The following is a 24,878-nucleotide window of genomic DNA, read 5'->3' on the forward strand; positions in this document are numbered from 1 at the left end:
TTTAAATCACTGGTTTGTTTGATTTTTGACCGATCTAATGGCTGCCTAGATGGCCGCTTATCACAAAGTTACCTGTTCTTTACGTGTCTTTACGGTTCGTCGTCATACGTAAAAGGCTGCGGTCGGTACAATGCTCACCTATAGCGCACCCGGCATGCCCCTCTGGATCACTCAGGATACATGACTGTCCATTTTCGGAAATCCCTGTGTATTGCTGCCATCGCACGGTCGCGCATAACGACAATCAAACAACCAGAATCAGCAGAACAGTAATGACCTCTGAAAAAGTAACTCCCCTCGAAACGCACTATTTCGTTACCGGCGCCACCGGTTTTCTTGGCACTCATCTGCTTGAGCGACTGTTGGCTCGGCGGGGACAGGTCCATATTCTGGTTCGTGACCGCAATGAGGCCGCCACTCAGAACCTGCTGGAACGGTATCGCGGTGAGCAGGGTCGTATTCATGTGTATGAAGGGGATATCACGCGTCCCATGCTGGGACTGCAGGATGAAACCCTGGACAGCCTTCGCATGTTGGATATCGAATTCTTTCATCTGGCGGCTATATACGACATTGAAGCATCCATGGAGCTTCAGCGTACGGTCAATGTAGACGGCACCCGGCATGCACTGGATTGCGCAGCGGCTATCGGAGCCCGGGGTTTTCACCTGACCAGCTCTATCGCGGTTGCCGGCCTTTATAAGGGTGTGTTCGATGAGAGTATGCTGGATGAAGCCGGTCCGCTGAACAACGCCTACCTTCAGACCAAGCACGATTCTGAGCAACTGGTGCGCCGTGAAAGCCGTATGCCTTGGAGAATCTATCGTCCGGGTATGGTGGTCGGTCATTCTGTGACCGGTGAAATTTCCAAGGTTGATGGCCCTTATTATTTATTTAATGCGATCCGTAAATTGCGTGATTCGGTACCGGAATGGATGCCGCTGGTGGGTCTGGAAGGCGGTCAGCTGAACCTGGTGCCGGTGGATTATGTGGCGGATGTCATTGACCATATCGCCCATCAGTCTGGTTGCGAAAACCGTTGCTTCCATGTCACGGATCCTAATCCCCGTCGCCTCGGCGAACTGGTCAACCTGTTCGCGGAAACTGCACGTGCGCCGAAAATGAGCATGCGTATTGATGCAGCGAACTTCAATCCGTTGGTGACGATGTTTGCCAAGAGCGTGACCGGCATGCCCAGTGTACAGCGATTTACGGACATGCTGCTCAAGGATCTCGGTATTCCCCGTGAAACCCTGTCATTCCTGGAATACCCGACCCGTTTTGATCGCACCAACACCGATCAGGCGCTGGAAGGTAGCGGCATCCGGCTCAAGTCGCCGGAAGAGTACGTTCGGGTCATGTGGTCATATTGGGAGCAGCACCTGGATGAAGAGCGGATGGAGCCGGAAAACCTGATCCGCCAGGTGAAGGGCAAGGTGGTGATGATCACCGGCGCTTCATCCGGTATTGGGCGTACGACGGCGTTACGTCTGGCAGAGTCCGGCGCCCGTCTGTTGCTGGTGGCGAGGGATCAGGAGGCACTGGAAGCCGTTGCGTCCGAGATTCATGATGCTGGTGGTAACGCCTTTGCCTGCAGTGCGGACCTGACCTCTGACGACAATGTTGAACAATTGGCTGAACGGGTTATTCGTGAGCACGGTGGTGTGGATATCCTGATCAATAATGCCGGCCGCTCAATTCGTCGCGGTGTTGAATACAGTTATGATCGTCTGCACGATTTCCAGCGCACCATGGAGATTAACTACTTTGGTGCATTGCGCCTGATGCTGGCATTCCTGCCGGGCATGGTAGAGCGTGGCGGTGGCCAGGTCATCAATATTTCTTCGATCGCTGTGCTGACGAGTAATCCGCGCTTCTCTGCGTACACGGCCTCCAAGTCGGCCCTGGATTCATTCACCCGTTCTGCAGCCAGTGAGTATGCCGACAAGGGCGTGAAATTCACCACCATTAATATGCCGCTGGTGAAAACCCCTATGATCGCGCCAACCAAACTGTACAATCACGTACCGACCCTGACGCCAGAGCAGGCAGCGGAGCTGATTGTCAAGGCGATCATTCAGAAGCCAGCCAGGATTGCAACCCGGTTAGGTATGTTTTCTGCATTGCTTAATGATCTATTGCCGGGCGTCAGTCGTCTATTAATGAATACCGGCTACCATATGTTTCCGGAGAGTGCTGCCTCACAGGGTAAGTCTGATGGGGGAGAGCAGAAGCCGTCACCTGAGCAGAAACTGATGGTTAACCTGCTCAAGGGTGTTAACTGGTAACAGCTAACTGTCGTGTCAATGACGGTTGGGAAATAATGTCGCCGCTTAGGGCGAACCAAAAAGGTGATTTGAAATGAAAGTTTACGAAAAAATGTGGTTGGCTGGTCTGGGCGCTTACGGCCGTTACGAAAAAATGGGTCAGGAAGGCAAGAAACTGTTCGAAGACCTGGTTGTTGAAGGCGATGACCTGCGTGATCGTTACTCCGACAAGATCGACGAAACCCGCGAAAAGCTGATGGGCAAGATGACCGATACCCTGGGTAAGGTTCGTTCTTCCCTGCTGCCTGAGTCAGAGCAGACTGACGAAGAGAAAGAAGTCCTGTCCAAGCAGATCGAAGAGCTGACCCTGGCGGTCAAGGCGCTGACCGAAGTGGAAGCGTCTGCCAAGGAAGCTGCTGAGAAGCCTGCTGCCAAGACTGCACCGAAAACCGCTGCCAAGGCTGGTTAAGGTAAACAGCGGGGCGCGTCAGCGCCTCGCTGGTTTGACAAGTACCTGTTGATGTAACGGGTCGGATAGACGCTAAGCAAGATACCCGCATGGTCACCACCGGACACTTATCAGCGCTTGATACGCTGTTTCTGAACCTGGAAACAGATACAACACCCATGCATGTGGGGTGTCTGGCGATTTACGACCCATCGACCTCTGCTGAAGGTCGGTTTGATTTCAATGTCTTTCTCTCGAATTTTGAACGACGCATGACGCAGGTGCCGGTGATGCGGCAACGTCATGTCAGTGCGCCGTTCGGACTGGATTTTCCCCGCTGGATCAGCGACCCGAATTTCGACCTGAGTTTCCATCTGCAACACATTGCCCTGCCAAAACCCGGTAGCTGGAAACAGCTGCGTGAGCTGGCAGCCCGTCTGCATGCCAGTCCGCTGGACCTGAGTCGTCCGCCTTGGGAAATCTATGTGGTGGAAGGGGTGAATGGGGTCGAGGGTTTCCCTGTCGGCTGTTACGCCGTTATTACCAAGATTCATCATGCGCTGGCTGATGGGGTGCGGGGCACCCAGATCATGGCCGCGCTGCACGACCTGTCACCGAAAGGTTCTTCGGTTGAGAACCGGTTGGCGCCCGTGATTGTGGATCGACTGCCAAACCGGCTGGAGATGCTCACCCGTGCCGCCCTGCGCCTGCCCGGTAACCTGTTGGGCAAGACCCGGACGCTGGGCCGTCAGGCACTGCCCCTGATGAAAGAGTTGGCTTCGGCACTGCTGACCGAAGAGGGGCGTCGACAGCGTGCGCCGAAAACCCGTTTTAACGGTAAGTTGTCATCCCATCGGGTATTTGATGCCGTGACCTTCGGTCTTGAAGACATCAAGGCCATGCGCACCCTAGTACCGGGCAGCACGGTTAATGATGTGATTGTCACGGTGATTGCCGGCGCATTGCGCCGCTATCTGGTTCGCAAGGGTGAACTGCCGGACGTCAGTCTGAATGCGATGGTTCCGGTGAACATGCGACCTGATCCGGGGCTGGGTGCCCGGCGCGACAGTGCCGACAGCTATGGCAACCATGTTGGTGTGATGTGCCCGCAGATTCATACGGATATTGAGGATCCTGTCAGGCGTCTGCGGGAGGTGGTGCGTACCACCCATACAGGCAAAGAGCGCCTGGAGCAAAGGAATGGGCTGGCAGTGATGGAGTCGAGCCAATTGTTGCCGACGACACTGACCCACTCACTGGTGCGCGCGGCTGTTCATTTTAACCTGGCCGACCATCTCCAGCCGGTGTTCAACACGGTTATTACCAATGTGCCGGGGCCGCAGTTTCCCCTTTACCTGGCTGGATCAAAAATGCGGGCGTTTTATGGCGCCGGGGCCTGCTACGACACGGTTGGCCTGTTCCATATTGTGTTCAGTTACAGCGGCTCGCTGAGCATCAGCTTTACCAGTTGCCAGCGGATGTTGCCGGATCCCGAACTGTATGCCGCCTGCCTAAGGCAGTCGTATAACGAATTGAAAAAACTGTTGTCCTGAGGGGCCGCAGCGAGGGGGCTGCTTTCTCAACGAGAGGGGGGAAGCTGTTCTTGACAATAAGACCCATGGTTTCAGCAGACTGAAGTAAGGATACCTGGCAGGAATGTCTGCTTAAGGTATCGGTATGACGGTGTGCTCATCAGAAAGTAAGAAGAGTGATACAGCAATGGATACCAGTTTCTGGGATGGCAAGCGCGCCCCGGGCGTACCAGACAGCATTAACCCCGATGAGTACAACTCAATTCTGGATGTGTTTAATGAATCCGTCCGGAATAATGCCAGCCGGCCGGCGTTTACCGGCATTGGTCATACCCTGACATTCAGGGATGTTGATCATTACAGCACCTGCTTTGCAGCGTGGCTGCAGCAGAATACCGACCTGAAGCCAGGGGATCGTATTGCGATACAGATGCCCAACCTGCTGCAGTTTCCCATTGCTGTTTATGGTGCGTTAAAAGCTGGGTTGGTGATTGTGAACACCAATCCACTCTACACCGCTCGGGAAATGCATCATCAGTTTAATGATTCCGGGGCGAAGGTGCTGGTTTGCCTGGACGTGTTTGGTCACCTGGTAGAACAGATTCTGGCAGAGACGCCGATCAAGACCGTCATTGTCACGAGCCTTGCCGATATGCTGCCCATGCCAAAGCGTTTGCTGGTCAATGCGACGGTGAAGTATGTGAAAAAGATGGTGCCACCCTACGACCTGCCGGATGCGCTACGATTCCGCAGCGTACTCAAGCAAGGTGCCAAGGCTCGTTATGTGGCCCCGCCAGCACCGGATTCCGATGATGTTGCCATCCTTCAGTATACGGGTGGAACGACAGGTGTCGCCAAAGGCGCCATGCTGACCCATCGGAACATGGTGGCCAACATGCAGCAGTCCAAGGCCATGCTGAAGCAGACGGGGCCGGATGGTCAACCGCTTCACCGTCCAGGCGAAGAGATCATCGTTGCGCCTCTGCCGCTTTACCACATTTATTCCTTCACGGTGCATTTGATGGCCATGGTGGAAATGGGTAACCACAGCATCCTGATCGGCAATCCCCGGGATACGGCGACATTTATCAAGATGATTCAGCCCTGGCGTTTCACGGTATTCATTGGGTTGAATACACTGTTTGTTAGCCTGATGAATCATGAGAAGTTCAGGGCGTGTGATTTCAGTGGGCTGAAGGTCACCCTGTCCGGTGGCACCGCACTGCCAGCCGATACCGCTGACCGCTGGAAAGAGGTGACCGGAAGTACTGTCTCTGAAGCCTATGGCCTGACGGAGTGTTCTCCGGCCGTGTGCATGAACCCGGCGGGTGATCTGGTGCAGCAGGGGACTGTCGGTTTGCCGATGCCCAATACTGTACTGATGACCATTGATGCCGACGGGAATGAGACCGCCATCGGTGAGCGTGGGGAGTTGTGTGTCAAGGGGCCGCAGGTGATGAAGGGCTACTGGCAGCGCGCTGAGGCGACGGCAGAGGTCCTGGATAAGGACGGCTGGCTGAAAACCGGTGATGTGGCAATTATCCAGCCAGACGGTTTTGTCCGCATTGTTGACCGCCTGAAGGATATGGTCCTGGTTTCCGGTTTCAATGTGTATCCCAATGAAATTGAGGATGTGGTGTCCCGGCACGAGCTGGTGGAATGTTGTGCCGTCATTGGTGTTCCCCATAGTAAGACCGGTGAAGCAGTGAAGCTTTTTGTTGTGGCACGTGATCAGTCTTTGACCAAGGAAGTGCTGGATAAGTACTGCCGTGAACAGCTCACGGCGTATAAAGTCCCGAGACTGATTGAGTTCCGTGATGAGCTGCCCATGACGCCGGTAGGAAAAATTCTGCGAAAAGACCTGCGTGCAGAAGAGCTGGCAAAGTTGCAAGCTGCCTGATTGGAATACTGCCTATAAAAACCACCGACGCTGTAAGAGTGTCGGTGGTTTTTGTCTTTATAAGCAGTAGGTGCGATTGAGGTAGCGGATGATTTTTTGTGACTCGAATAACTCGGTATCGGTATTCGGATCCACCAGATAAGGCACCTGCACATTACCGTGCTCATCAAAAAACTGGCTACGTTTGGTGTCGGGTAAAGGCTTGTAGGCACCCAGGGTAAAGTGGCATTTGGCAGGGCCAAGGTCGGCGATCTGCTGTTTGCCCAGGTTGATCAGGTGATAGGGGATTTCCAGTTCACATAACCGTTCGCGCACAGGGCGGGAATAGGGGCTTGATTCAAAACTGTACAGCGTTAGAGGTTGCTCCGGTGCTTGCGAAGGGCGGCAGCGCGTACCTGCATTCAATCGCAGTGTTGAGGCTAGCGTTGAACTGATATGGTTCAGTGGGGTTACCCGTACCGGCAGGGGCGGCTTCTCGTCGAGATACTCGGCGTAGAGGTATTCAATGATGCGTTCGGGACCGGTGAGTGTCGTTTCTGTATTCAAATCAACCAGCAGCGGCGGTTGATGTCCCGCCAGTTTATCCGCAAAGCGTTTGCCGCCTTTAGGGCAGGGCATGATCAATACATTCAGGTTCAATGCAGTCAGCGCTTCACGTACAGGGCGACAGTTTGAGCAGCCTTCGCGATCGTAAAGCGCGATGGTGAGTTCTGGTTGCCGGGTGGTTCGACTGGCGGCGGTGCCCTGCCAGAAGCGGGCGCTGGACGCCAGGGTCGAGGAAACGAGATCAAACAGCATGGTACACTCCTGCCAGGTCATTTTCTGCGTATGGTGACAGGAGTTCTTTCCAATGAAAACGGCAGTTTACGATTGTTTTCACGACGCCATGCTGCAGCATGGCGTGAGTCTGGATGGGCTTAGTGTTCCGGTGAGTTGTACTTGAATTGCGGCATATCCAGTTTGAAGCCAATCGCTGCAATACGAACCAGTACACCTGCCACCAGGGTGATGATCACCGCATAGTCCATGGGTACATGCAGCAGGGATGTCAGTGAGTGATACAGCAGGGCAACCATCAGGGCGATACTGCCGTATATTTCTTTTCTGAACACCAGTGGGACATCGTTACAGAGAATATCCCGCAGTACGCCGCCAAAGACCCCTGTCACAACCGCCATGATAGACGCAATGATGATGCCGTGGCCCAAGTCCAGGGTTTTCTGGGTAGCGATAATGGCAAAGGTTACCAGGCCGATGGCATCCAGCATCAGGAACAGTTTACGCAGATAGCGGAACACCGGCGCAATAGCAATCGTGACAACCGCCGCAACGCTGGTAATCACCATATACTCAGGGTGGCCCACCCAGGTTAGCGGATAACTGCCCAGCAAGACGTCACGGACTGAACCGCCGCCCAGTGCCGTGACGCAGGCAATAATAATCACGCCAAAGGTATCCATCTGCTTCCGCCCGGCAGAGAGGGCGCCTGTCATGGCTTCGGCAGTGATGCCAATAATATAGAGCGTCAGCAACAGCACGTGCGATCTCCTGCTATTGTCGTTTCAATAAGGTTGGAATTGGGTATCCGGACACCGGCTCTTCTAATGGCAATGTACGGGGCTGTTTTGTTCAGCTTCTGTTCACATCGCGTTTGGTAGCCTGTAAAGGCGTGTTGCCGGTTGTTGCTCAGGAAGGTGTGAATGCCTGCTGTACCTGAGTTATGCGTGATTGTAGGGAGGTGCTAGGCAAAACCCCATACGCATTTTTCCGGTGCTGAGCTATGGTTTAGGCGGGTTGAGTGCTTTTTGATCAACTGAAGTTGAGTGTGTGTGGGTTAAGTTGACAAGTTCAACTCAAGTTTAATTTTTGCGTTGACATTTGCAGCTTGCAGGATAAACTAGCCCACGTTCACAAACCTTTACGGTTTCTCTCTCCTGATCGCAGTGCAAGGGGCTGTACTGCGATCAAATTTTCTCCCTTCAGAACTTTTTTTCGTTTCCTTATAACCTCTATTTCGGTATGTACGACTGTTCTAGTCTGTGTTGAAAATGCAACGCGCGCGACAGTAATCATAAAATCCGGCAAAAAAAAGAGGACTAAATCAATACTTTGATTGAACGAAATCCGTACAGTCAGCGGCCTGAATTTTGCCCCCGGACATGCCGCTAGCCCCTCTATGCGCATGCCGGTTTCCCCTCGAAAAGTTACAGGCATTAATTGCCTGCGGAGAGAGATTGCATGGCCCAACAGGATGTCGTTCAAGGTTACGCCGCTTCCGGCGCCGAAAGCGCGAAAAGCTGGACCAAACGTGATACAGAATGGACGCTGGCACTCTTCGGCACCGCTATCGGCGCCGGTGTACTGTTTCTGCCTATCAATGCCGGTCTCGGTGGCATCTGGCCTCTGATCGCAATGACTCTGCTGATTGGCCCCATGACTTTCCTGGCTCACCGAGGCCTGACCCGTTTCGTGCTGTCTGGCAGCAAGCGTGACGGTGACATCACTGACGTGGTTGAAGAACACTTCGGTCCCAAAGCCGGTTCCATCATCACCTTCGGCTACTTTATGGCGATCTTCCCGATCCTCATGATCTACGGCATCGGTATCACCAATACCGTGGGCAGCCTGATTGAACACCAGCTGCACATGCCGGTTCCGCCTCGCTGGTTGCTGAGCCTGGTGCTGGTCGGTGGTCTGGTAGCGGTTATGAACTGTGGTCAGAACCTGATCCTGAAAGTAACCAATGCGATCGTGTATCCGCTGATTGCGATCCTGTTCGGTGTTTCCCTGTACCTGATCCCGCAGTGGACCGGTGCCCAGTTTGATGCACCTGTGACTGTTGATAGCTTCTTTAAGACCATCTTCCTGACCATTCCGGTACTGGTCTTTGCCTTTAACCACTCTCCGGCCATCTCTTCCTTTGCGCAGACTTACCGCAAAGAACTGGGCGATGCCGCCGAGCCTCAGGCCAGCAAGACCCTGAAGCGTACCGCGCTGGTTCTGGTGGGTTTCACCATGCTGTTTGTCTACAGCTGTGTACTGACTCTGTCTCCAGAACAGCTGCTGGCTGCCAAAGCTGCCAACCTGCCTATCCTGTCCGTCTTCGCTCAGACCGGTAATGCAGGCCTGTTCGGCTGGCTGGCGCAGATTGTTGCGATCGTTGCGATCACTTCTTCCTTCTTCGGCCACTACATGGGTACCCGTGAAGGCCTGAACGGTCTGTTAATCAAACGCATCAAGGGTAAGAACCCGAATGCTAAGGTTGATGTCAAGAAGCTGGATCGTTTCACCATGGCCTTTATCACTCTGGTTGTCTGGGCGGTTGCCTACTTCAACGTGAGCGTGATGGGTATGATCGAATCCATGGTTGCACCGATCATTGCCATGATCCTGTTCATCATGCCGGTTTACGCGGCCAAGAAAATCCCGGCCATGCGCAAGTATGACTCTGCCTGGAACATCTTCACCGCAGTGATGGGTACCATCGCGATCACTGGTTTCATCGCTTCTCAGCTGCTGTAATTCTTTGCCGCTATCCCGGGCTCCCGGGATAGCGGATCTTTCAGGAATATTGTGGTCTCCCACACTGTTCCCTGCCGCTTTAAACCGGCAGACTGCCCTCTTCATTGACCTGGTAAGCATCCCCTCATAACTATGACACTCAGTATCTTTGATATTTTCAAAATCGGTATCGGTCCTTCCAGTTCCCACACTGTTGGTCCGATGTGGGCTGGTCATCGGTTTCTGTCTGATCTGCGCGAGAAAGGCCTGCTGGATACGATCGCTTCTGTGCGTGTCGGTCTGTATGGCTCCCTGGCGCTGACCGGTGTCGGTCATGGTACTGACAAGGCGACCTTGCTGGGTCTGGCGGGTCTTCGTCCGGATACCATCAATCCTGACGAGGCCGACAAGATTTACGAACAGATCAAGGACAGCGGTACGCTGAACCTGGCGGGTGAGCGTGAGATTGCCTACAACTACGACACCCAGATGATTTTCCACTACGGCGAAACCCTGCCTGAGCACCCCAATGCCATGCGCATCTATGCGTCTGACGCGAACGGCATTGTTGTGTATTACAAGACTTACCTGTCTGTTGGCGGTGGCTTTGTTGTCTGTGCGGATGAGTTCAACGACAAGAACAAGCAGAACGGTACAGAGGCCCCGGTCAGTGGTGCGCCGGCTGTTCCTTATCCGTTCAAGAATGCGGCTGAAATGCTGGAACTGTGCCAAGAGCACAACATGACTATCGCGGAACTGGCGCTGGAAAATGAAAAAGCGCTGGCCGGTGGTGACATGGCGCTGGTTAACGAGCGTATCGACGCCATCTGGGATGTCATGCGTAACTGCATCGATCGCGGTATGCGGATGGAAGGTATTCTGCCTGTCAGCGGTATCAAGCGTCGTGCCTCCATGACTCACAAGACCCTGATGTCCAATCCGGAAGCCATGCTGACCGATCACTTTGTCATCATGGACTGGGTGACCCTGTTCGCGATGGCGGTCAATGAAGAAAACGCTTGCGGTGGTCGCGTGGTGACGGCACCAACTAACGGTGCGGCCGGTGTTATCCCCGCGGTAATCGCGTACTACACCCGTTTCACCAAAGGTGCGGACCAGAAGGGCGTTCGTGACTTCCTGGCCACTGCCGGTGCCATCGGCATGCTGTACAAGATGAATGCGTCTATCTCTGGTGCTGAAGCCGGTTGCCAGGCGGAAGTGGGCAGTGCCTGCTCCATGGCAGCGGGTGCACTGGCGGCTGTACTGGGCGGTAATATTCACCAAGTCGAGAATGCTGCTGAGATCGGCATGGAGCACAACCTGGGCATGACCTGCGACCCGATTGCCGGTCTGGTACAGGTACCCTGCATCGAGCGTAACGGCATGGCGGCGATCAAGGCGATCACGGCTACCCGTATGGCGCTACGTGGTGACGGTAGCCATGAAGTATCCCTGGATAGTGTTATCGAGACCATGTACCGCACGGGGCTGGATATCCAAGCCAAGTACCGTGAAACCTCTCTGGGTGGTCTAGCACTTTACGCAAAAAAGCAGCAAGTAGCCTGATAGAAGGTTAGGATGTTCTACAAAGCCCCGCGATACGCGGGGCTTTGTGTTTTATGGACATCGTCCAATCATTCTGACGCTTCTTAGTAAGTTCTATTTTCTATAAACCGATTCGGTGATATTGATGCAAGGATGTCAGAAGAAAAACTGCTTGCCGGCCTTGCACCCGTGATGAGTACTGCAGCCAGCTGTGAAATGGCTGGTGCTGTCTGAATACCGTATCCCCCTTGTCCTGCCAGCCAGAAGAAACCGTCTGCATCGGGTGCAAAACCAACCACAGGCGTATTGTCGGGTGCAAACGAGCGAAGGCCTGCCCAGCTACCTTCAATGCGCGATACGGGAAAATCCACAGCCTGCTCAAATCGGTGCAGGCCCTCTGCCAGCACTAAATCATCCACATAGGCATCCATGGGTTCGACGGGATCTTCATCGGCAGGTGATACAAGCAACCGACCGGTTTCCGGCTTGCAGTACCAGGTATCATTGACGTTGCCGAAGATGGGCCAATCACTGGCATGGTAATGTGCTGGTTCAGGGAGTATCGCGATACTGCGCCGTTTGGGCACAATGCCTGCCGGCTTCACGCCGGCCATGCGGGCAACCGGGTCTGCCCAGGCGCCCGCAGCGTTAACAATCACAGGGGCTGTGTAGGCATGGCGATCCGTTTCAAGCTGCCATAGATTGTGAGTACGTTTTATGGTTTTTACGCGTTCACGGACGTTTAGCTCAGCGCCTGACATTTTAGCCATCCGTAACCAGCCCTGATGCAATGCCGCCACATCAATATCCGCCGCAGCGGCCTCATAAGCTGCCATATGAACGGCATCCGGCTTCAGGGCGGGAATCATTGCCTGGGCTTCTTCTGCCGTGACGGCTGTTAATCCCTCAGCCTGCTGCATGAGCGTTTTAATGTCATCGCAATTGTTTTCAGCTGCAGTAAAAAGACAGCCTCGTGTGTGAAGCAGAGCATGGCTGTTTAATCCCTCAGGCGGATGCTCAAGGTACGACCGGCTGATGCGAGTCAGCGCACGGATGGTGGTGTTGCCGTAGTTCTGTATCAGGACCGCCGCTGAACGTCCGGTTGAGTGATAACCGGGGTGGTCTTCTGCTTCCAGGATGATGACTTTTCTGTCGCCTGCGATCATGGCTGCCAGTCCAGCGCCGGCGATGCCTGCGCCAATAATGATAATGTCAGCGTGTTGTTTGGGCATGACCGGCTTCATCCTGCAACCATTCTAGCGTGATTATTACAGTCGTTTGTCTTCAGGCGCGAGATATAAATAGAACAGCAGAGGGGAAGACGCAATAGCGAATCCATTAATGTCGCAGCGTTGGCATAAGTGGATCAATGATTCACGGTTATTTCAACCTGAATTCTGCCCGGGACTGGCTGTTTTATGCTGGGTGTGTTCGAGGGATGGAGCATCCTGCTCTGGTTGGTGATTGTCAGGAAGAAAATATGCAGTTAGTGGCAGGTTGATTTTGTCGTTTCATAGGATGGGCTTGTAGCCATTTTACGGAATCATTAATGGGGGATGGTACGTCATAGTATTCCCCATCACCCATCACCCATCACCCATCACCCATCACCCATCACTTAATGATCAGAAAAAATGCCTGCTACTTTTTCCGCTAACCAGCCAAGCGCCAACCCGGGACAAGAGTATTTAGCCATGACCCGTTCTACAGGGGCTTGCCAGGGGTTGTGGTCAAAGCTAATGGGTAAGCGAACAAGTAATCCCTGCTCAAGCTCATGCTCTACCAGATGCAGGGGAACATAGCTCCAGCCAAGCCCTTGTCGCGCTAACTCTCGTAACAGGTAAAACGTATTCGTCCACCAAATGTCTGTTGAAAGTGATGGAAAATAGGCCAGTCCTGAACCATCAAATCCTTTAACCAGGAGTTGCCGGTAATGTTGCAGGCAATCAACATCGACCTGCTCCTGTTTTGCCAAAGGATGTTCCGGGTTTGCCACCACAACAAAGGGGAGTGAACCCAGGTAGCAAGTAGAAACATTCGGGGGGATGCCAGTATCAGCAAACGTCAAACCTAACTGAGCTTTGCCATCGGCAACCATGGCATGGACATCGGGACTGGCAACAGTGTGAATATTTAAGGCAGTTGCAGGAAAGTGATGGGCAAACTCTGTCAGTACCCGGGACATTGCCGGGATCATTAACGCTTCATCCACCGCCAGCATTAATTCGTCTTCGTGTCCTTCTGCCAGTGATTTGGCGGTTTTTTCCATATCATGATCAAGCCTTAGCATGGCTTTTGCCAGCGGCAATAGACGACGGCCTTCTGCTGTGATGACAGGGGAGCGGCCCGTTCTGGAAAAGAGCTCGTTGCCAAGATCGATCTCCAGGTTGGCAATGCCCTGGCTAACGGCAGATTGCGCTTTTTCGAGTTTTCGTGCTGCTGCTGAGAAAGATCCCAGTTCGGCACTCAGTACAAACATCTTTAACTGCTCAAGGCTATACATATCGGTTTTTCTGATGGTTACTAACTTTTATGTATCGGACTAAAAGATATTATCGCTCATTAAACACTCTCATCTTTTGAGTGAATCGATATTTTTGAGTTAATTTATGACGATAAAAGAACGCATTTTCCATTCAGTTCTGTTTGAAATGGTTGCCCTTGTGATCCTTATTCCCCTGGGTAGCGCATTAACGGGGCAGGGAGCAGCCGCTATGGCAACAATGGTGGTGAGCCTCGCCGTCATTGCCATGGTGTGGAATTATCTGTTTAACCTGGCTTTTGACAACGTGTTTGGACAGGAACGTATTCAAAGAGGCTTGGGGCTGCGAATTTTCCATGGTTTCAGCTTTGAGATGGGATTGGTGGTCTTTACTGTCCCGTTTTTGATGTGGCATTTACGGGCCGGTTTCTGGGAGGTAATGCTTCTTGATCTGGGCTTTATTATCTTTTTCCTGATCTATGCCATTATCTTTAATTGGAGCTACGATCAGCTCCGGGCCTTCTGTCAGCGTCGCATGAAGGCCGGTTTATCGATCCAGAGCCCGACTCGTGGCTAACGCCATAGTCGGGCTAATAATGGAGATCATCTTTGTTTATGGCAATGGCGCCTTTCCTTGGTCAAGTTTCCCCCAGCAGGCGTCAAAGTCAAAGTAACGACATAAGGATCAGGCCATCACGTTGCTTCTGGCGGAGTAGTAGGAGGCTTTCAATTTCCGATACAACGCGGTGATACCAATACAGAACCAGCAGCATTGGATCAGGAAGGAGCCAATGTTGAACGACTCTGACAGGGATATCAGAAACAGGACGGAGCCTCCCAAATTGAGGAACAGTGTGGAGTAATGGGTGGGTTTTATGATATCCAGCTGTATCAGGAAATAGGCGCAGGTATGAAAGATTGCTGCAACAACACCTGCCAGTGCGAAGAGATTGATCGTTTCCATGGCTTACACTGTCCTCGTCTGTAGTTTTTTGTAGAGTCCTGCCAGGCCAATGACAATCCAGACCAGCTGGATGACCAGTGAGCCAAGGTTAAAACCATCGTACAGCGAGATAAGCACCAGAAAGGCGCCACCGAGATTCAGTGATAGCGTGACAACATGCTCGGCCGCATAAATTTCGAGCTGGATTAGAAAATAGGCACCGACAATACCGATGGCCCCCAGTATGCCGAAGACAAAAAACAGATTGATCGTTTCCATACTCCCCCCTCCATAACCGCCGTTATGAATGTTGATCATCATTGGAACGATAACCGCGAGTATTGATGCCAGTTTTTTCTGCACATTCTGCCGACATCCTGAGGTCGCGGTCAGTGACGGATCAGCGGCGAGGTCGGTGCCACTGATCCGTAGATCAGTCTTATTGCTGTTTCTTCAGGGCACGTTCGTGGAAAATGAAACCGATGCTGTTCATCAGCACCTGGGCGGCAAGGATTGAGGTCACACCGGCCGGGTCATAAGCCGGTGCCACTTCAACCAGATCCATACCCACAATATTGCCTTTGCGGGTCAGTCCCTTGATGATTTCGAGGACTTCATAGTACTGGAAACCACCATGGCTTGGTGTGCCGGTACCGGGGGCGATGGAAGGGCAGAAGCAGTCAATATCCAGGGTGATGTAGTACTGGTCACGATCCGGAATGCGGGACAGGACTTCTGCGGTACCCATTTCACGGACTTGGCGAACAGACATGATGTCAGAGCCGGCGGCGCGGGCGTCGTCATAGTCAGAGCGGCTGGAGGAAGAAACGTTGCGGATGCCCATCTGGGTCATGCCGGAGATATGACTGGATTCCGAGGCTCGACGCAGCGGGTTGCCGTGACCGTAACGGACACCGTGGCGTTCATTCACGAAATCAAGGTGCGCATCAAAGTGAATGACGTGGATTGGGCCACGATCTTCAAAGGCAGCCAGACAGGGGTAGTTGATAGAGTGGTCGCCACCGAGAATGATCGGCATGGCGCCCTGTTCCAGAATCTTTTTCACTGCCGCCTTGGTGTTGGCGTGGCTCTTGTTCATGTCGGTGTGCACGATGTCGGCATCACCGACGTCAACCATGCGCACGTCTTCCTGGGTCAGGTACAGGGTGTCGTCTTCGTGATCGTAAGCGCCGCCATGGCCAAAGGAGAACAGGGTGGAGGCTTCACGAATGGAACGAGGCCCGAAGCGGGCACCACTGCGCCACTGGGTACCCATGTCATTTGGAACACCAAGGATGGCGACGTCTGCGTCGATGTTATCCCAGTCCAGGCAGATGGGAGACTTGGCGAAGGTGCAGTGTCCGACAAAAGGCAGGTTCAGGCGACCGCTATCGTACGCATTCTCTGACATGTGAATTCCCTCGTTAGTAAGCAGACTGTTTGTGGGTCTGTAGTCTGTTGGTATTGGATTCTAGGGAGGGGGACAGCGCTGTTACATAGCCGGTACTGGAAGCTTATATCGAGATTATTGATGTATTCAGGCTGGTGCATGAATAGCTCGGCACATCCTGATTGTTTCTCTTTCGTCTAGGTGAAACCTGCAAGGCAAACAATATGAGCGGCCTATGAGTTGATGATCAGCGTCTGGTCTCTACTGCGTTTTGTTGAGCACAATCATTGATCAAAGTATTCGGTCACAGCACCTTTCCTGTTGGCTGTTCATCGTGAAGCTGCTGACGGATTGGCAATGAAACCATGAAAGCTGATGTAAAATTGAGGCTGTAGTGAAGGTATGACGGGTAATACTGGTGATAAGAAGGTTTGTTTCTGCGATCTGTTGCATCTTTGTTTCTGGCCTGGTATTGGCCGGTAATGCGGTACAGGTTCGCTTCTTGCCAACATCGGATCCTGAGACGCAAGCGATAAAACAGGTGATTGCGCAATCGCTTCTGGTGCAGGAGGTCATCAAGTTGATGCGTGAGCGTTACCGTTTATCTGAACGCTTGACGATACAGTTCGGAGGAGACGATGATCCGGCTTACGCCCCTGAAACGCACACCATTCTGATTCCTTACGACTTCTTTGCTGAGGCCATGGAACGGTTTGAAAGCGCAAACTATCTAGAAACCGGCGTGACTTCCCAAAATGCAGCACTGGATGTACTGGCCCATACACTGTTGCATGAATTTGGCCATGCCATTATCAGTATGAATAAACTCCCTGTGGTAGTGAAAGAGGAGGATGCAGCTGACAGTCTTGCAACGTTGCTCTTGATTGAGCGATTTGAAAATGGTCAGGACATTGCGTTGACGGCTGCAGACATGTTTGCACTGGAAAGCGAAGATTACGAGATATTGGAAGAGCCTGACTTCTGGGACGAGCACAGCCTGGATGCTCAGCGTTATTACACAACGCTTTGTCATATCTATGGCAGTGATCCAGATAAGTACACCAGCTTGATGGAAGATGCAGAGATTGATCAGGATCGTCGAGAGCTTTGTATTGATGAATATGATGCGCTGTCGGCTGGCTGGGATGCATTGCTGGCGCCTTATCAGCAAGGTTCTCAGATAAAAGCCGCCAGACAATCCCATCAACCATAACAACCTGTGTCGCCGGATGGCTCGTATTCTGTTTCTGCCTGATATAATGCCGGCCTTTTGATACCTGCGAGTTCTGTTTTCATGTCTTCAGACAGCTTTGATCAGCGCTTCGGCGGAACCCGTCGTCTGTATGGCGTTGAGGCGACCGAGCGGCTGAGTCGCGCCCATGTGTGTGTGATCGGCATTGGTGGTGTCGGTTCCTGGGCGGCGGAAGCACTGGCCCGGTCGGCAGTTGGGGAGATTACCCTGATTGATCTGGATGATATCTGCGTCACCAATACCAACCGTCAGCTTCATGCGTTGGCCAACACGATTGGTCAGGACAAAACGGAGGTGATGGCCGAACGTATCCGGCAGATCAATCCGGAATGTGTTGTCCATACGGTGGATGACTTTGTGACCCCGGAGAATGTCGGCGAGTTGATCGACAAGCGTTTTGACTACGTGCTGGATGCCATTGATAGCTTCCGGGCCAAGGCGGCGCTGATTGCCCACTGTAAGCGCAATAAGATCAAGATCATTACGACTGGTGGTGCGGGCGGGCAGGTCGATCCCCTGAAAATCCAAGTGGCAGACCTGACCAAAACTGTTCAGGACCCGTTGTCGCGTAAGGTCAAGGATCAGTTACGGCGTTTTCACAACTTCTCCAAGAACCCAAAACGACGCTTTGCGGTTGAATGTGTCTTTTCCACGGAAGCAGCCCGTTACCCGCAGCCAGACGGTTCTGTCTGTCAGACCAAGCCGGATGCTGCGGGTTCCATGAAAATGGACTGCGCCAGTGGTTTTGGCGCCGCGACAGTCGTCACAGCGACGTTTGGTTTTGTCGCTGTTGCCCGGATTATCGAGAAGTTAACAACGGTAGCCAAATAAGACGCTAACGGTAACGGTGGGCTGTCAGCTGGATCTCTTTCACGATGGCCCGGATACCGTTGCCCCTGGAAGGGCTCAGGTGATGCATGAGCCCCAGCTGGTCAAAGCAGACTTCCATGTCGACGTTTTCAATCGTCTCGGGTGTTCGCCCATTCAATGCAGAAAGAATCAGGGTGATCAGTCCGCGGACAATACGGGCATCACTGTCGATGGCGAAATAGAGGCGCATGGTCGTTTCATCGTAATAATGATGCAGCCAGACGGTACTTTCACAGCCATGGAGCCGGTTTTCTTCCAGCTTCATGGTATCAGGTAACGCGGGCAGTTTTTTCCCCAACAGCATGATGTGGCGATAACGTTCCTGCCAGCCTCGCAATGTTTGGAGTGCTTCAATCAGGTTGCCTGTATCTGCAACCTGGGGAGATTCATAGGTAAATGCATCCGGTATTGTCGCTGCCGCTGTTGCGGCAAGCTCGGGTTCTATAGTGAATGACAGACTGTCTTTTTGCAGGGCGGCGACGGCATCAACGAACGTTTGGATTTCGGCCTCGGTATTATAGAGGGCGATGGATGCCCTGACGGTGCCAGAGAGGTTCAGAACAGACATCAATGGCATGGTGCAATGGTGGCCCGTCCGTACCGCGATACCCTGCTGGTCGAGCAGTGTACCGATATCCTGGTTATGCAGCCCTTCCATCACAAACGAGATGACCGAAGTTTTCTGTGGCGCCGTACCGATGACCTGAAGGCCGGGTATCGCATTAAGTCCTTCTGTCGCCTGTGCAAGCAGGAACTGCTCATTGGCCTGAATCTGGCCATGGTCATACTGGTTTAGGAAATCAATAGCGGCTGCGAGCCCCAGGGCACCGACGACGTTCGGCGTGCCGGCTTCAAACCGGAAGGGCGGTGTATTGAATATGGTGCCTTCAAAACTGACGCGTTCAATCATTTCCCCGCCGGTCTGCCAGGGCGGCATGGCTTGCAGCAGGTCACGTTTGCCATACAGGACGCCAATGCCGGTAGGGCCGTAGACCTTATGGCCGGAGAATACATAAAAATCACAGTTCAGCGCCTGAACATCCACCGGGTAATGGGCGACGGCCTGGGATCCATCAATCAATACACGGGCACCGACGGTATGGGCTTCCCTGATAATATCGAGGACAGGGTTCACGGTGCCAATGGCGTTGGAGACCTGGCAAAGGCTGACCAGACGTGTCTGTGGCCCCAGCCGTTGCCGGAAAGCGTCCATATCCAGTTCGCCATTGGGATGGATGGGGATGACGTTCAGGCGGGCGCCGGTGAGCAGGCATACCTGCTGCCAGGGCACAATATTCGCGTGATGCTCCATCGCTGAGATCAGGACTTCATCGCCGGCTTTCAACTCGCTGAGCCCCCAGCTGTGGGCCACCAGGTTGATGGCCTCTGTCGCACCCCGGGTCCAGATGATTTCATCCGTGTGGCCGGCATTGAGGAAGCGGCGTACCGTGTCACGGGCATCTTCAAAGGCATGGGTCGCCCTGGCGCTGAGGAAATGGGAGGCACGATGGACATTCGCGTTGGCTTCGCGGTAATAGTCGCTGATCGCGCGGATGACACACTCAGGTTTCTGTGTGGTGGCGGCATTATCGAGGTAGATCAGGGGGTAACCGTTGGCGCGTTGCTGGAGGATGGGGAATTCGGCGCGCAGCTCAGTGAGTTCTCGCATGGAAGATCATTGCCCATGTATATGGCGGATAGGTGAAGCCCAACAGTTTACCATGGAACCCCTGCATCAACCCTCCAGGCGGACGACACCTGCAAGGGAACCGGTTATGCTTGGATAAACGATCAATATTGGTTTGCGGACAGACACGGTATGGCGCCTGCTATGGATTATCGCAACAAAATCACAACGGAGCGGCTTCGGCCCAGCTCGGTTACGGATGCCCGGGATATTGTCGAGGAAACGGAGAGCAACCGCGGGCGTATCATCCAGTCTTCGGCAATTCGGCGCCTGCAGCAGAAAACCCAGGTGTATCCGCTTGAAACCAATGCCGCGGTTCGGAGCCGTCTGACCCATTCACTGGAAGTGCAGCAAACCGGGCGTTTTATTGCGCGTCGGATATTGGCCGCCTTCAGGGAACAGGGGCAGCTCAGTGCACTGGGCCTGGAAGGCATTGAAACGGCATTTGTGAACCTGGTTGAGATGTCATGCCTGATGCACGATGTGGGTAACCCGCCATTCGGCCACTTCGGCGAAGCTGCCATCAATGACTGGATGAGAAAGCATGCCGGGTATTGCTATCAGAAAGCATCTGGTAGTGCTGAAACCAGTACGCTGTTCAATGAGGTACTGTTGCCGGATCTCTGTTTGTTTGAAGGGAATGCCCAAGGGCTTCGTATCATCGCGACGCTTCAGGAACTGAACCTGACCTGTTCCCAGATCGCAGCCCTGATCAAATATACCAGACCTGCCTACCAGCCCAGGGAAGGCCGGGGATTTGGCTTTGAGTACCTCAGCCGTAAGCCGGGTTATTATTATGCGGAAGAGCCGCTAATCCAGTATATCTGGCAGCATCTGGGTATTGCAGACGGTCACCGTTATCCCCTGACGTATATCATGGAGGCGGCGGATGATATTTCTTACTGCATCGCTGACCTTGAGGATGCCGTGGATAAAGGCATCCTGACGCTAAGCACACTTCGCAGCTTTCTGGAGGAAGAGTGGAAGGAACGGTGTCACGGGCAGAGTGAGTATCTGCCGGAGATTATTGAGGATGCCATGACTGCAGATATTACGGCGCATGGTTTCATCACCCGTTTTCGTACCCGTCTGGTGAATGACTTGGCGGCGTATGCAGCACAGCGGTACATCGAGTGTCATGAACAGATTTTCGCAGGCAGTTTGAATGAACCCCTGATTGATGGCGGTTCGGAGCTACACCTGGCGCTGGTCACCCTGAAGCAGGTAGCCCGGAAGCATGTGTTCAGCAGTAAAGAAGTCGAAACCCCTGAATTACGGGGCTATTCCGCGCTCAAGGGGCTGCTTGAGATCTACCGTCCTTTGTTGGAAATCAGCGCTGATGATATTGCGGCGATTGTGCGTAAAGAGCACAGTCCTTACTTTATTTCTCAGCGTCTGTTCCACCGCTTATCAAAACGGCATGTGGAAGCCTACCTGAGAAGTGTTGAGATGATTGCTGATAGCGCTTCCAGTGCTCAGGAAAAGCGGGAGCTGGAATGGTATTACCGTATGCGGTTGTTGATTGATTACCTCAGTGGCATGACTGACGACTTTGTTTTGACTGAGTTTCAGTGCCTTTCTGCAATCTAGGCCTGTTGCGCCGGAAGAGACTGCATATTCCGGCGGTATTTGCCTGATCTTGAACGCATCCATGACGTTTTTTTACAGGTTCTTTCATCGTTATCTGGATGGTTGGACGTATAATTCCATGCACTGTAAAACGACTGTAGTCCTTAGCTATGGGCTGCTGTTGATTGTATATGTTCTTTTGGGAAACTGTTGCGATGTTAATCACCCTGTCTGTCCAGATGTGGAGTCTACGCCGTGGGTAACAGGAAAATAGGAATTGCGCTGGGTTCGGGGTCTGCCAGGGGCTGGGCGCATATTGGTGTTCTCAAGGGGTTACGTACCTTGGGGATTGAGCCAGAAATAGTGACGGGTTGTTCAGCCGGTTCGCTGGTGGGCGCCGCCTATGCCTGTGGTTATCTGGATGAATTCGAAGATTGGGTCTGCTCGCTGCACTGGCGCGACGTCATGGGGCTGGTGGATGTCACCCTGTCCGGTGGTTTGGTACGCGGCGATAAAATGCTGCAGTTTTTTCGTGAAAATGACCGGGATGCGTTAATTGAGGATGTTGAGCGGCACTATGCGGCGGTGGCGACCAATATGGAAACCGGGCAGGAAATCTGGCTCCGTCAAGGCTCCATTCTGGATGCGGTGCGTGCGTCCTGCACATTTCCCGGTTTGTTTGCGCCTGTATTGCGAGATGGCGCCTGGATGCTTGATGGTGGCCTGGTGAATCCGGTACCGGTCTCTCTCTGCCGTGCCATGGGGGCGGATGTAGTGATTGCAGTGGATCTGAATACGCACCTTGTTCGCCCAAGGTCCCGGCGTCAGGAAGAGGTGGAGCCCTCTGCATGGCGCGAAAAGCTGAGTGGTCTTATTGGCCCGCAGAAGCCTCGCCAGGAAGCGCCAGGCATTATGGAGGTGATGGCGACCTCGATTCATATCATGCAGGATCGTATCACCCGGAGCCGGATGGCGGGAGATCCACCGGATATCCTGTTAACCCCCCAGTTGGCGGAATATGGCATGTTCGATTTCAGTCGCTCGGTAGACGCGATAGCCGAAGGTGAGGCCGTAGTCCTGGCCGCAGCCGATAGGATACGACGACTGACTGGTATTGAGGCGGCAGAACCGGTGGAAGTCGCCGAACCGGCTTTGCCAGAATAGCCGGCTATAACGGGAAGCCGGTCAAGAAATCCTCGCAGATTTCATGTTATTCTGCAGCAAGCCATGAGCGCTGGCATATCAAAAAATAATAACAAGTCTGTGTTAAAAAGGAGTTTTACCATGTCTTTCCGCTGGCTGGTGCCGTTTCTTCTGCTGTTTCAAGGCTCGTTGGCCTGGGGGGTAACCCAGGATGATGTCTATGCCATGAAACGTCATGTGTATCATATCGTCAGTGCGTTCCACATTATCACCCTGGAAGCCGGTGATCAGCCGGCCATTGATCGACTGGATGAGAAACTCGGGGACGCTGAAGCGCTTCTCGAAACGTTGGTGGTGAAGGATGACGCTGTACTGGCAGAGGAGGTGCAGGCGCTGAAAACGCTCTGGCTTCGTTTCAAAGAGCACGCATTGGCCAACGATATTCAGGATAATGGTTATACCAATGCGTATGCGATTGTCGATATCAACAAAAGCCGTGACGAGATGGTCGCGCTACTGGATGAGATCGAAACCACCGTGCCGGCTCAGAACGAGGAGGATCCGCTGCGTATTCGTTTGCTGCAGCTCAGTGTGGAAATGGAGCAGCTGACGATGGCTTACCTCTTGCTGTCTACCATGGTTGGTGGTACTGAGGGTATCTACACCGGGGATGACAATGTTGAATCGACCGATGCCATGGCAGCTGCCTTTGGTCAGCGTCTGCGTACATTGATAGTGCAGTCCAGGGACTCAAACACGATTGGTAATGAAGCATTGGAGAAGGCGGGTAAGTTCTGGCGCTACATTGAGCCTTCCATGATCAATTTTAATACGAATAGCGTCCCAACGATTGTAGCGATGTATAACGACAGGATCGTAAGTAATCTACTGGGAGCGGCAACATTGCAGTAAACCCCTCCGGGAAAGCGGTGGGTTATTCAGCGATTACTGTCTTTCTTTCCGGTATGATGCCTTGCCGTCAGCAAACAGACCTCTTGAGGCTGAAGACAAGGCATCATCAGAGAATCCCTTCTCTTGAACAGCGTCCTCTTTTCCATGAAAACGTGTTCCCAGAAGCTGCTCAAAGCGGTGAATCTGCTCTTCCAGCCTGTCCAGCAGAAAGTCATCCTCTGACAGGTTGGGGATGGGAAGTTGCTTCATAAAAACCGTCATGCCCTTCTCGAAGGTTAGGTGGTAAGCGTAGAACGGTATCGGTAAATACGCATGCGAGACCTAATATTGTTTCGTGATACCGAATATTCTGTTTGAGTGTAAAAAAACGCTTGACGTGTTATACGTTGCTTCGCGGCATGTTGTACCATGGACCCGAAAATAAGAATCCTGTCTTGCAGGCCGGGTCAAGGAGGCTGTTCATGATCATCATTACTAACCGTAACTGCCTCCACGAGGAAGGTGACCCCTGTCAACGATTTGGTTCCGAATTCAATACGCTCGGATCCGATGAAATTCGTGTCGCCATCGCTGACTATCAGGGTTCAAAGGGATGGTCCCTGGATATTCTTGATGACACCTGCTTACTAAACGGTAAGCCCGTGCCTGCCAGCGAATATGCGTTCCGTTATCTTCAGCAACGCATGAAACAACATCAGCGTAATTGCCTGTTTTATGTGCATGGCTTCAATAATGATTTTGCCGATGTACTGACAACGGCCCATGAGCTGGAATCCCTCTATGATGTCGAAGTCGTCGCCTTCAGTTGGCCAGCAAATGGACGGCAGGCGTTTGCAGGCAGGGCGGGTGGTGTTGCTTCTTACCTGAGCGACAAGCGGGAAGCAAATCAGTCAGTGGTTGCGCTGGATCGTGTATTGGAAAAACTATGCTGGTATTTGGGCTGTTATAACAGTGACGATGATATCTGTGATATGCGCCTGAGTATTCTGTTCCACAGCATGGGGAATTACCTGTTCAAGTGTCTGTTCAAATCCGGTGTTTTCCAGGGGGAAACCGGCGTTTTTGACAATGTCATCCTCTGTCAGGCGGATGTGAATAATCTTGATCATGAGCTCTGGGTGGACCGTATCGCTTTCCGGCGCAGGCTCTATATCACCATTAACGAAAATGATTATGCACTGGGCGCCTCCAGGATGAAATTCGGGGAGCGTCAGTTGGCTCGGCTTGGCCATTTCAGTACGAATCTTGTCGCTGGAAATGCCTGTTACATCAATCTGACGGAAGCGGATCAGGTGAATATGTCGCACTCACCGTTTGATCATGCGACGACCTGCCAGAACCCAAAACTGCAGCAGTTATTTCGATCGTTATTCAATGGCGAAGCTGTAGAAAAACGGCTGACGTTTGATAGCCATTGTCGTGCCTACGAGTTATAGC

At 52.9% G+C, this 24,878-nt stretch carries 22 protein-coding genes; 13 read left to right on the top strand and 9 right to left on the bottom strand.

Translation table 11 applies throughout. The features are described 5' to 3' along the window. The first annotated feature begins 272 nt into the window (after positions 1-272). The 4 genes from KHS78_RS06200 to KHS78_RS06215 all read left to right on the top strand — a co-directional run bounded on the left by KHS78_RS06200 (position 273) and on the right by KHS78_RS06215 (position 6,147). Positions 273-2,288, top strand: coding sequence for an SDR family oxidoreductase (locus tag KHS78_RS06200; RefSeq protein WP_211826219.1), 2,016 nt, complete (start codon positions 273-275; stop codon positions 2,286-2,288). A gap of 73 nt (positions 2,289-2,361) precedes the next feature. Continuing rightward, positions 2,362-2,736 (top strand): phasin family protein, encoded by a 375-nt coding sequence (locus KHS78_RS06205; protein WP_211826220.1) that lies wholly within the window; start codon positions 2,362-2,364, stop codon positions 2,734-2,736. Between the two features lie 89 nt (positions 2,737-2,825). Further along, positions 2,826-4,268, top strand: coding sequence for a WS/DGAT/MGAT family O-acyltransferase (locus tag KHS78_RS06210; RefSeq protein WP_211826221.1), 1,443 nt, complete (start codon positions 2,826-2,828; stop codon positions 4,266-4,268). 166 nt (positions 4,269-4,434) lie between these two features. After that, positions 4,435-6,147: an AMP-binding protein gene (locus KHS78_RS06215; RefSeq protein WP_211826224.1), complete on the top strand. Its 1,713-nt coding sequence runs from the start codon at positions 4,435-4,437 to the stop codon at positions 6,145-6,147. Between the two features lie 57 nt (positions 6,148-6,204). Here the strand turns inward: KHS78_RS06215 and KHS78_RS06220 are convergent, their stop codons facing one another. Beyond that, positions 6,205-6,945, bottom strand: a complete 741-nt coding sequence (locus KHS78_RS06220; protein ID WP_211826226.1) for a glutathione S-transferase N-terminal domain-containing protein — start codon at positions 6,943-6,945, stop codon at positions 6,205-6,207. A 119-nt stretch (positions 6,946-7,064) separates the two neighbouring features. Further along, on the bottom strand, positions 7,065-7,685 hold the full coding sequence (locus KHS78_RS06225) for a trimeric intracellular cation channel family protein (RefSeq protein WP_343216879.1): 621 nt from the start codon (positions 7,683-7,685) through the stop codon (positions 7,065-7,067). Between the two features lie 700 nt (positions 7,686-8,385). Between KHS78_RS06225 and KHS78_RS06230 the strand changes: the two genes are divergently transcribed. Continuing rightward, a complete protein-coding gene (locus KHS78_RS06230) occupies positions 8,386-9,669 on the top strand; it encodes an amino acid permease (protein ID WP_211826233.1) in 1,284 nt (427 codons plus the stop codon). Between the two features lie 132 nt (positions 9,670-9,801). Further along, positions 9,802-11,214 (top strand): L-serine ammonia-lyase, encoded by a 1,413-nt coding sequence (locus KHS78_RS06235; protein ID WP_211826241.1) that lies wholly within the window; start codon positions 9,802-9,804, stop codon positions 11,212-11,214. An 83-nt stretch (positions 11,215-11,297) separates the two neighbouring features. On the opposite strand, the gene KHS78_RS06240 is transcribed toward KHS78_RS06235, so the two are convergent. Next, the gene (locus tag KHS78_RS06240) at positions 11,298-12,425 is read right to left on the bottom strand and encodes an NAD(P)/FAD-dependent oxidoreductase (RefSeq protein ID WP_211826244.1); all 1,128 of its coding nucleotides are present in this window, start codon (positions 12,423-12,425) and stop codon (positions 11,298-11,300) included. A gap of 386 nt (positions 12,426-12,811) precedes the next feature. After that, positions 12,812-13,696: a LysR family transcriptional regulator gene (locus tag KHS78_RS06245; protein WP_281417004.1), complete on the bottom strand. Its 885-nt coding sequence runs from the start codon at positions 13,694-13,696 to the stop codon at positions 12,812-12,814. A gap of 106 nt (positions 13,697-13,802) precedes the next feature. On the opposite strand from KHS78_RS06245, the gene KHS78_RS06250 reads away from it, so the two are divergent. Further along, positions 13,803-14,252: a PACE efflux transporter gene (locus tag KHS78_RS06250; RefSeq protein ID WP_211826256.1), complete on the top strand. Its 450-nt coding sequence runs from the start codon at positions 13,803-13,805 to the stop codon at positions 14,250-14,252. A gap of 108 nt (positions 14,253-14,360) precedes the next feature. Here the strand turns inward: KHS78_RS06250 and KHS78_RS06255 are convergent, their stop codons facing one another. The 3 genes from KHS78_RS06255 to speB form a co-directional block, all read right to left on the bottom strand. Continuing rightward, positions 14,361-14,639, bottom strand: a complete 279-nt coding sequence (locus tag KHS78_RS06255; RefSeq protein WP_211826259.1) for a CBU_0592 family membrane protein — start codon at positions 14,637-14,639, stop codon at positions 14,361-14,363. Positions 14,640-14,642: 3 nt separating this feature from the next. Continuing rightward, on the bottom strand, positions 14,643-14,897 hold the full coding sequence (locus KHS78_RS06260) for a CBU_0592 family membrane protein (RefSeq protein WP_211826262.1): 255 nt from the start codon (positions 14,895-14,897) through the stop codon (positions 14,643-14,645). A gap of 160 nt (positions 14,898-15,057) precedes the next feature. Beyond that, entirely contained in the window at positions 15,058-16,029 is a 972-nt protein-coding gene (speB, locus tag KHS78_RS06265) for an agmatinase (protein ID WP_211826265.1), read from the bottom strand. A gap of 397 nt (positions 16,030-16,426) precedes the next feature. On the opposite strand from speB, the gene KHS78_RS06270 reads away from it, so the two are divergent. Together KHS78_RS06270 and tcdA are read left to right on the top strand one after the other, a co-directional pair. Continuing rightward, entirely contained in the window at positions 16,427-17,221 is a 795-nt protein-coding gene (locus KHS78_RS06270; protein ID WP_211826267.1) for a DUF4344 domain-containing metallopeptidase, read from the top strand. 81 nt (positions 17,222-17,302) lie between these two features. Then, positions 17,303-18,091, top strand: coding sequence for a tRNA cyclic N6-threonylcarbamoyladenosine(37) synthase TcdA (gene tcdA / locus KHS78_RS06275; protein ID WP_211826270.1), 789 nt, complete (start codon positions 17,303-17,305; stop codon positions 18,089-18,091). A gap of 4 nt (positions 18,092-18,095) precedes the next feature. Here tcdA and KHS78_RS06280 read toward each other — a convergent pair whose 3' ends face one another. Continuing rightward, on the bottom strand, positions 18,096-19,799 hold the full coding sequence (locus tag KHS78_RS06280; protein WP_211826278.1) for a SufS family cysteine desulfurase: 1,704 nt from the start codon (positions 19,797-19,799) through the stop codon (positions 18,096-18,098). Positions 19,800-19,961: 162 nt separating this feature from the next. Here KHS78_RS06280 and dgt point away from each other — a divergent pair, with 162 nt between their 5' ends. From dgt to KHS78_RS06295, 3 genes are all read left to right on the top strand, one after another. After that, positions 19,962-21,407: a dGTPase gene (gene dgt, locus KHS78_RS06285; RefSeq protein ID WP_211826279.1), complete on the top strand. Its 1,446-nt coding sequence runs from the start codon at positions 19,962-19,964 to the stop codon at positions 21,405-21,407. 234 nt (positions 21,408-21,641) lie between these two features. Next, positions 21,642-22,550 carry a patatin-like phospholipase RssA gene (gene rssA, locus KHS78_RS06290; RefSeq protein WP_343216882.1) on the top strand — a complete coding sequence of 303 codons (909 nt, stop codon included), beginning with the start codon at positions 21,642-21,644 and terminating at the stop codon, positions 22,548-22,550. A 120-nt stretch (positions 22,551-22,670) separates the two neighbouring features. Next, positions 22,671-23,441, top strand: coding sequence for a hypothetical protein (locus KHS78_RS06295; protein WP_211826288.1), 771 nt, complete (start codon positions 22,671-22,673; stop codon positions 23,439-23,441). A gap of 33 nt (positions 23,442-23,474) precedes the next feature. On the opposite strand, the gene KHS78_RS06300 is transcribed toward KHS78_RS06295, so the two are convergent. Next, complete coding sequence (locus tag KHS78_RS06300) at positions 23,475-23,690, bottom strand: hypothetical protein (RefSeq protein WP_211826290.1); 216 nt, start codon at positions 23,688-23,690, stop codon at positions 23,475-23,477. Positions 23,691-23,902: 212 nt separating this feature from the next. Between KHS78_RS06300 and KHS78_RS06305 the strand changes: the two genes are divergently transcribed. After that, positions 23,903-24,877 carry an alpha/beta hydrolase gene (locus KHS78_RS06305; protein WP_211826292.1) on the top strand — a complete coding sequence of 325 codons (975 nt, stop codon included), beginning with the start codon at positions 23,903-23,905 and terminating at the stop codon, positions 24,875-24,877. Position 24,878 lies beyond the last annotated feature (1 nt).

The organism is Kistimonas asteriae, assembly GCF_018263925.1.
Taxonomy (GTDB): domain Bacteria; phylum Pseudomonadota; class Gammaproteobacteria; order Pseudomonadales; family Endozoicomonadaceae; genus Kistimonas; species Kistimonas asteriae.

Coding starts and splice junctions, on each gene's coding strand:
- KHS78_RS06200 (WP_211826219.1), top strand. CDS start 273: ATGACCTCTGAAAAAGTAACTCCCCTCGAAACGCACTATTTCGTTACC.
- KHS78_RS06205 (WP_211826220.1), top strand. CDS start 2,362: ATGAAAGTTTACGAAAAAATGTGGTTGGCTGGTCTGGGCGCTTACGGC.
- KHS78_RS06210 (WP_211826221.1), top strand. CDS start 2,826: ATGGTCACCACCGGACACTTATCAGCGCTTGATACGCTGTTTCTGAAC.
- KHS78_RS06215 (WP_211826224.1), top strand. CDS start 4,435: ATGGATACCAGTTTCTGGGATGGCAAGCGCGCCCCGGGCGTACCAGAC.
- KHS78_RS06220 (WP_211826226.1), bottom strand. CDS start 6,945: ATGCTGTTTGATCTCGTTTCCTCGACCCTGGCGTCCAGCGCCCGCTTC.
- KHS78_RS06230 (WP_211826233.1), top strand. CDS start 8,386: ATGGCCCAACAGGATGTCGTTCAAGGTTACGCCGCTTCCGGCGCCGAA.
- KHS78_RS06235 (WP_211826241.1), top strand. CDS start 9,802: ATGACACTCAGTATCTTTGATATTTTCAAAATCGGTATCGGTCCTTCC.
- KHS78_RS06240 (WP_211826244.1), bottom strand. CDS start 12,425: ATGCCCAAACAACACGCTGACATTATCATTATTGGCGCAGGCATCGCC.
- KHS78_RS06245 (WP_281417004.1), bottom strand. CDS start 13,696: ATGTATAGCCTTGAGCAGTTAAAGATGTTTGTACTGAGTGCCGAACTG.
- KHS78_RS06250 (WP_211826256.1), top strand. CDS start 13,803: ATGACGATAAAAGAACGCATTTTCCATTCAGTTCTGTTTGAAATGGTT.
- KHS78_RS06255 (WP_211826259.1), bottom strand. CDS start 14,639: ATGGAAACGATCAATCTCTTCGCACTGGCAGGTGTTGTTGCAGCAATC.
- KHS78_RS06260 (WP_211826262.1), bottom strand. CDS start 14,897: ATGGAAACGATCAATCTGTTTTTTGTCTTCGGCATACTGGGGGCCATC.
- speB (WP_211826265.1), bottom strand. CDS start 16,029: ATGTCAGAGAATGCGTACGATAGCGGTCGCCTGAACCTGCCTTTTGTC.
- tcdA (WP_211826270.1), top strand. CDS start 17,303: ATGTCTTCAGACAGCTTTGATCAGCGCTTCGGCGGAACCCGTCGTCTG.
- KHS78_RS06280 (WP_211826278.1), bottom strand. CDS start 19,799: ATGCGAGAACTCACTGAGCTGCGCGCCGAATTCCCCATCCTCCAGCAA.
- dgt (WP_211826279.1), top strand. CDS start 19,962: ATGGATTATCGCAACAAAATCACAACGGAGCGGCTTCGGCCCAGCTCG.
- KHS78_RS06295 (WP_211826288.1), top strand. CDS start 22,671: ATGTCTTTCCGCTGGCTGGTGCCGTTTCTTCTGCTGTTTCAAGGCTCG.
- KHS78_RS06300 (WP_211826290.1), bottom strand. CDS start 23,690: ATGAAGCAACTTCCCATCCCCAACCTGTCAGAGGATGACTTTCTGCTG.
- KHS78_RS06305 (WP_211826292.1), top strand. CDS start 23,903: ATGATCATCATTACTAACCGTAACTGCCTCCACGAGGAAGGTGACCCC.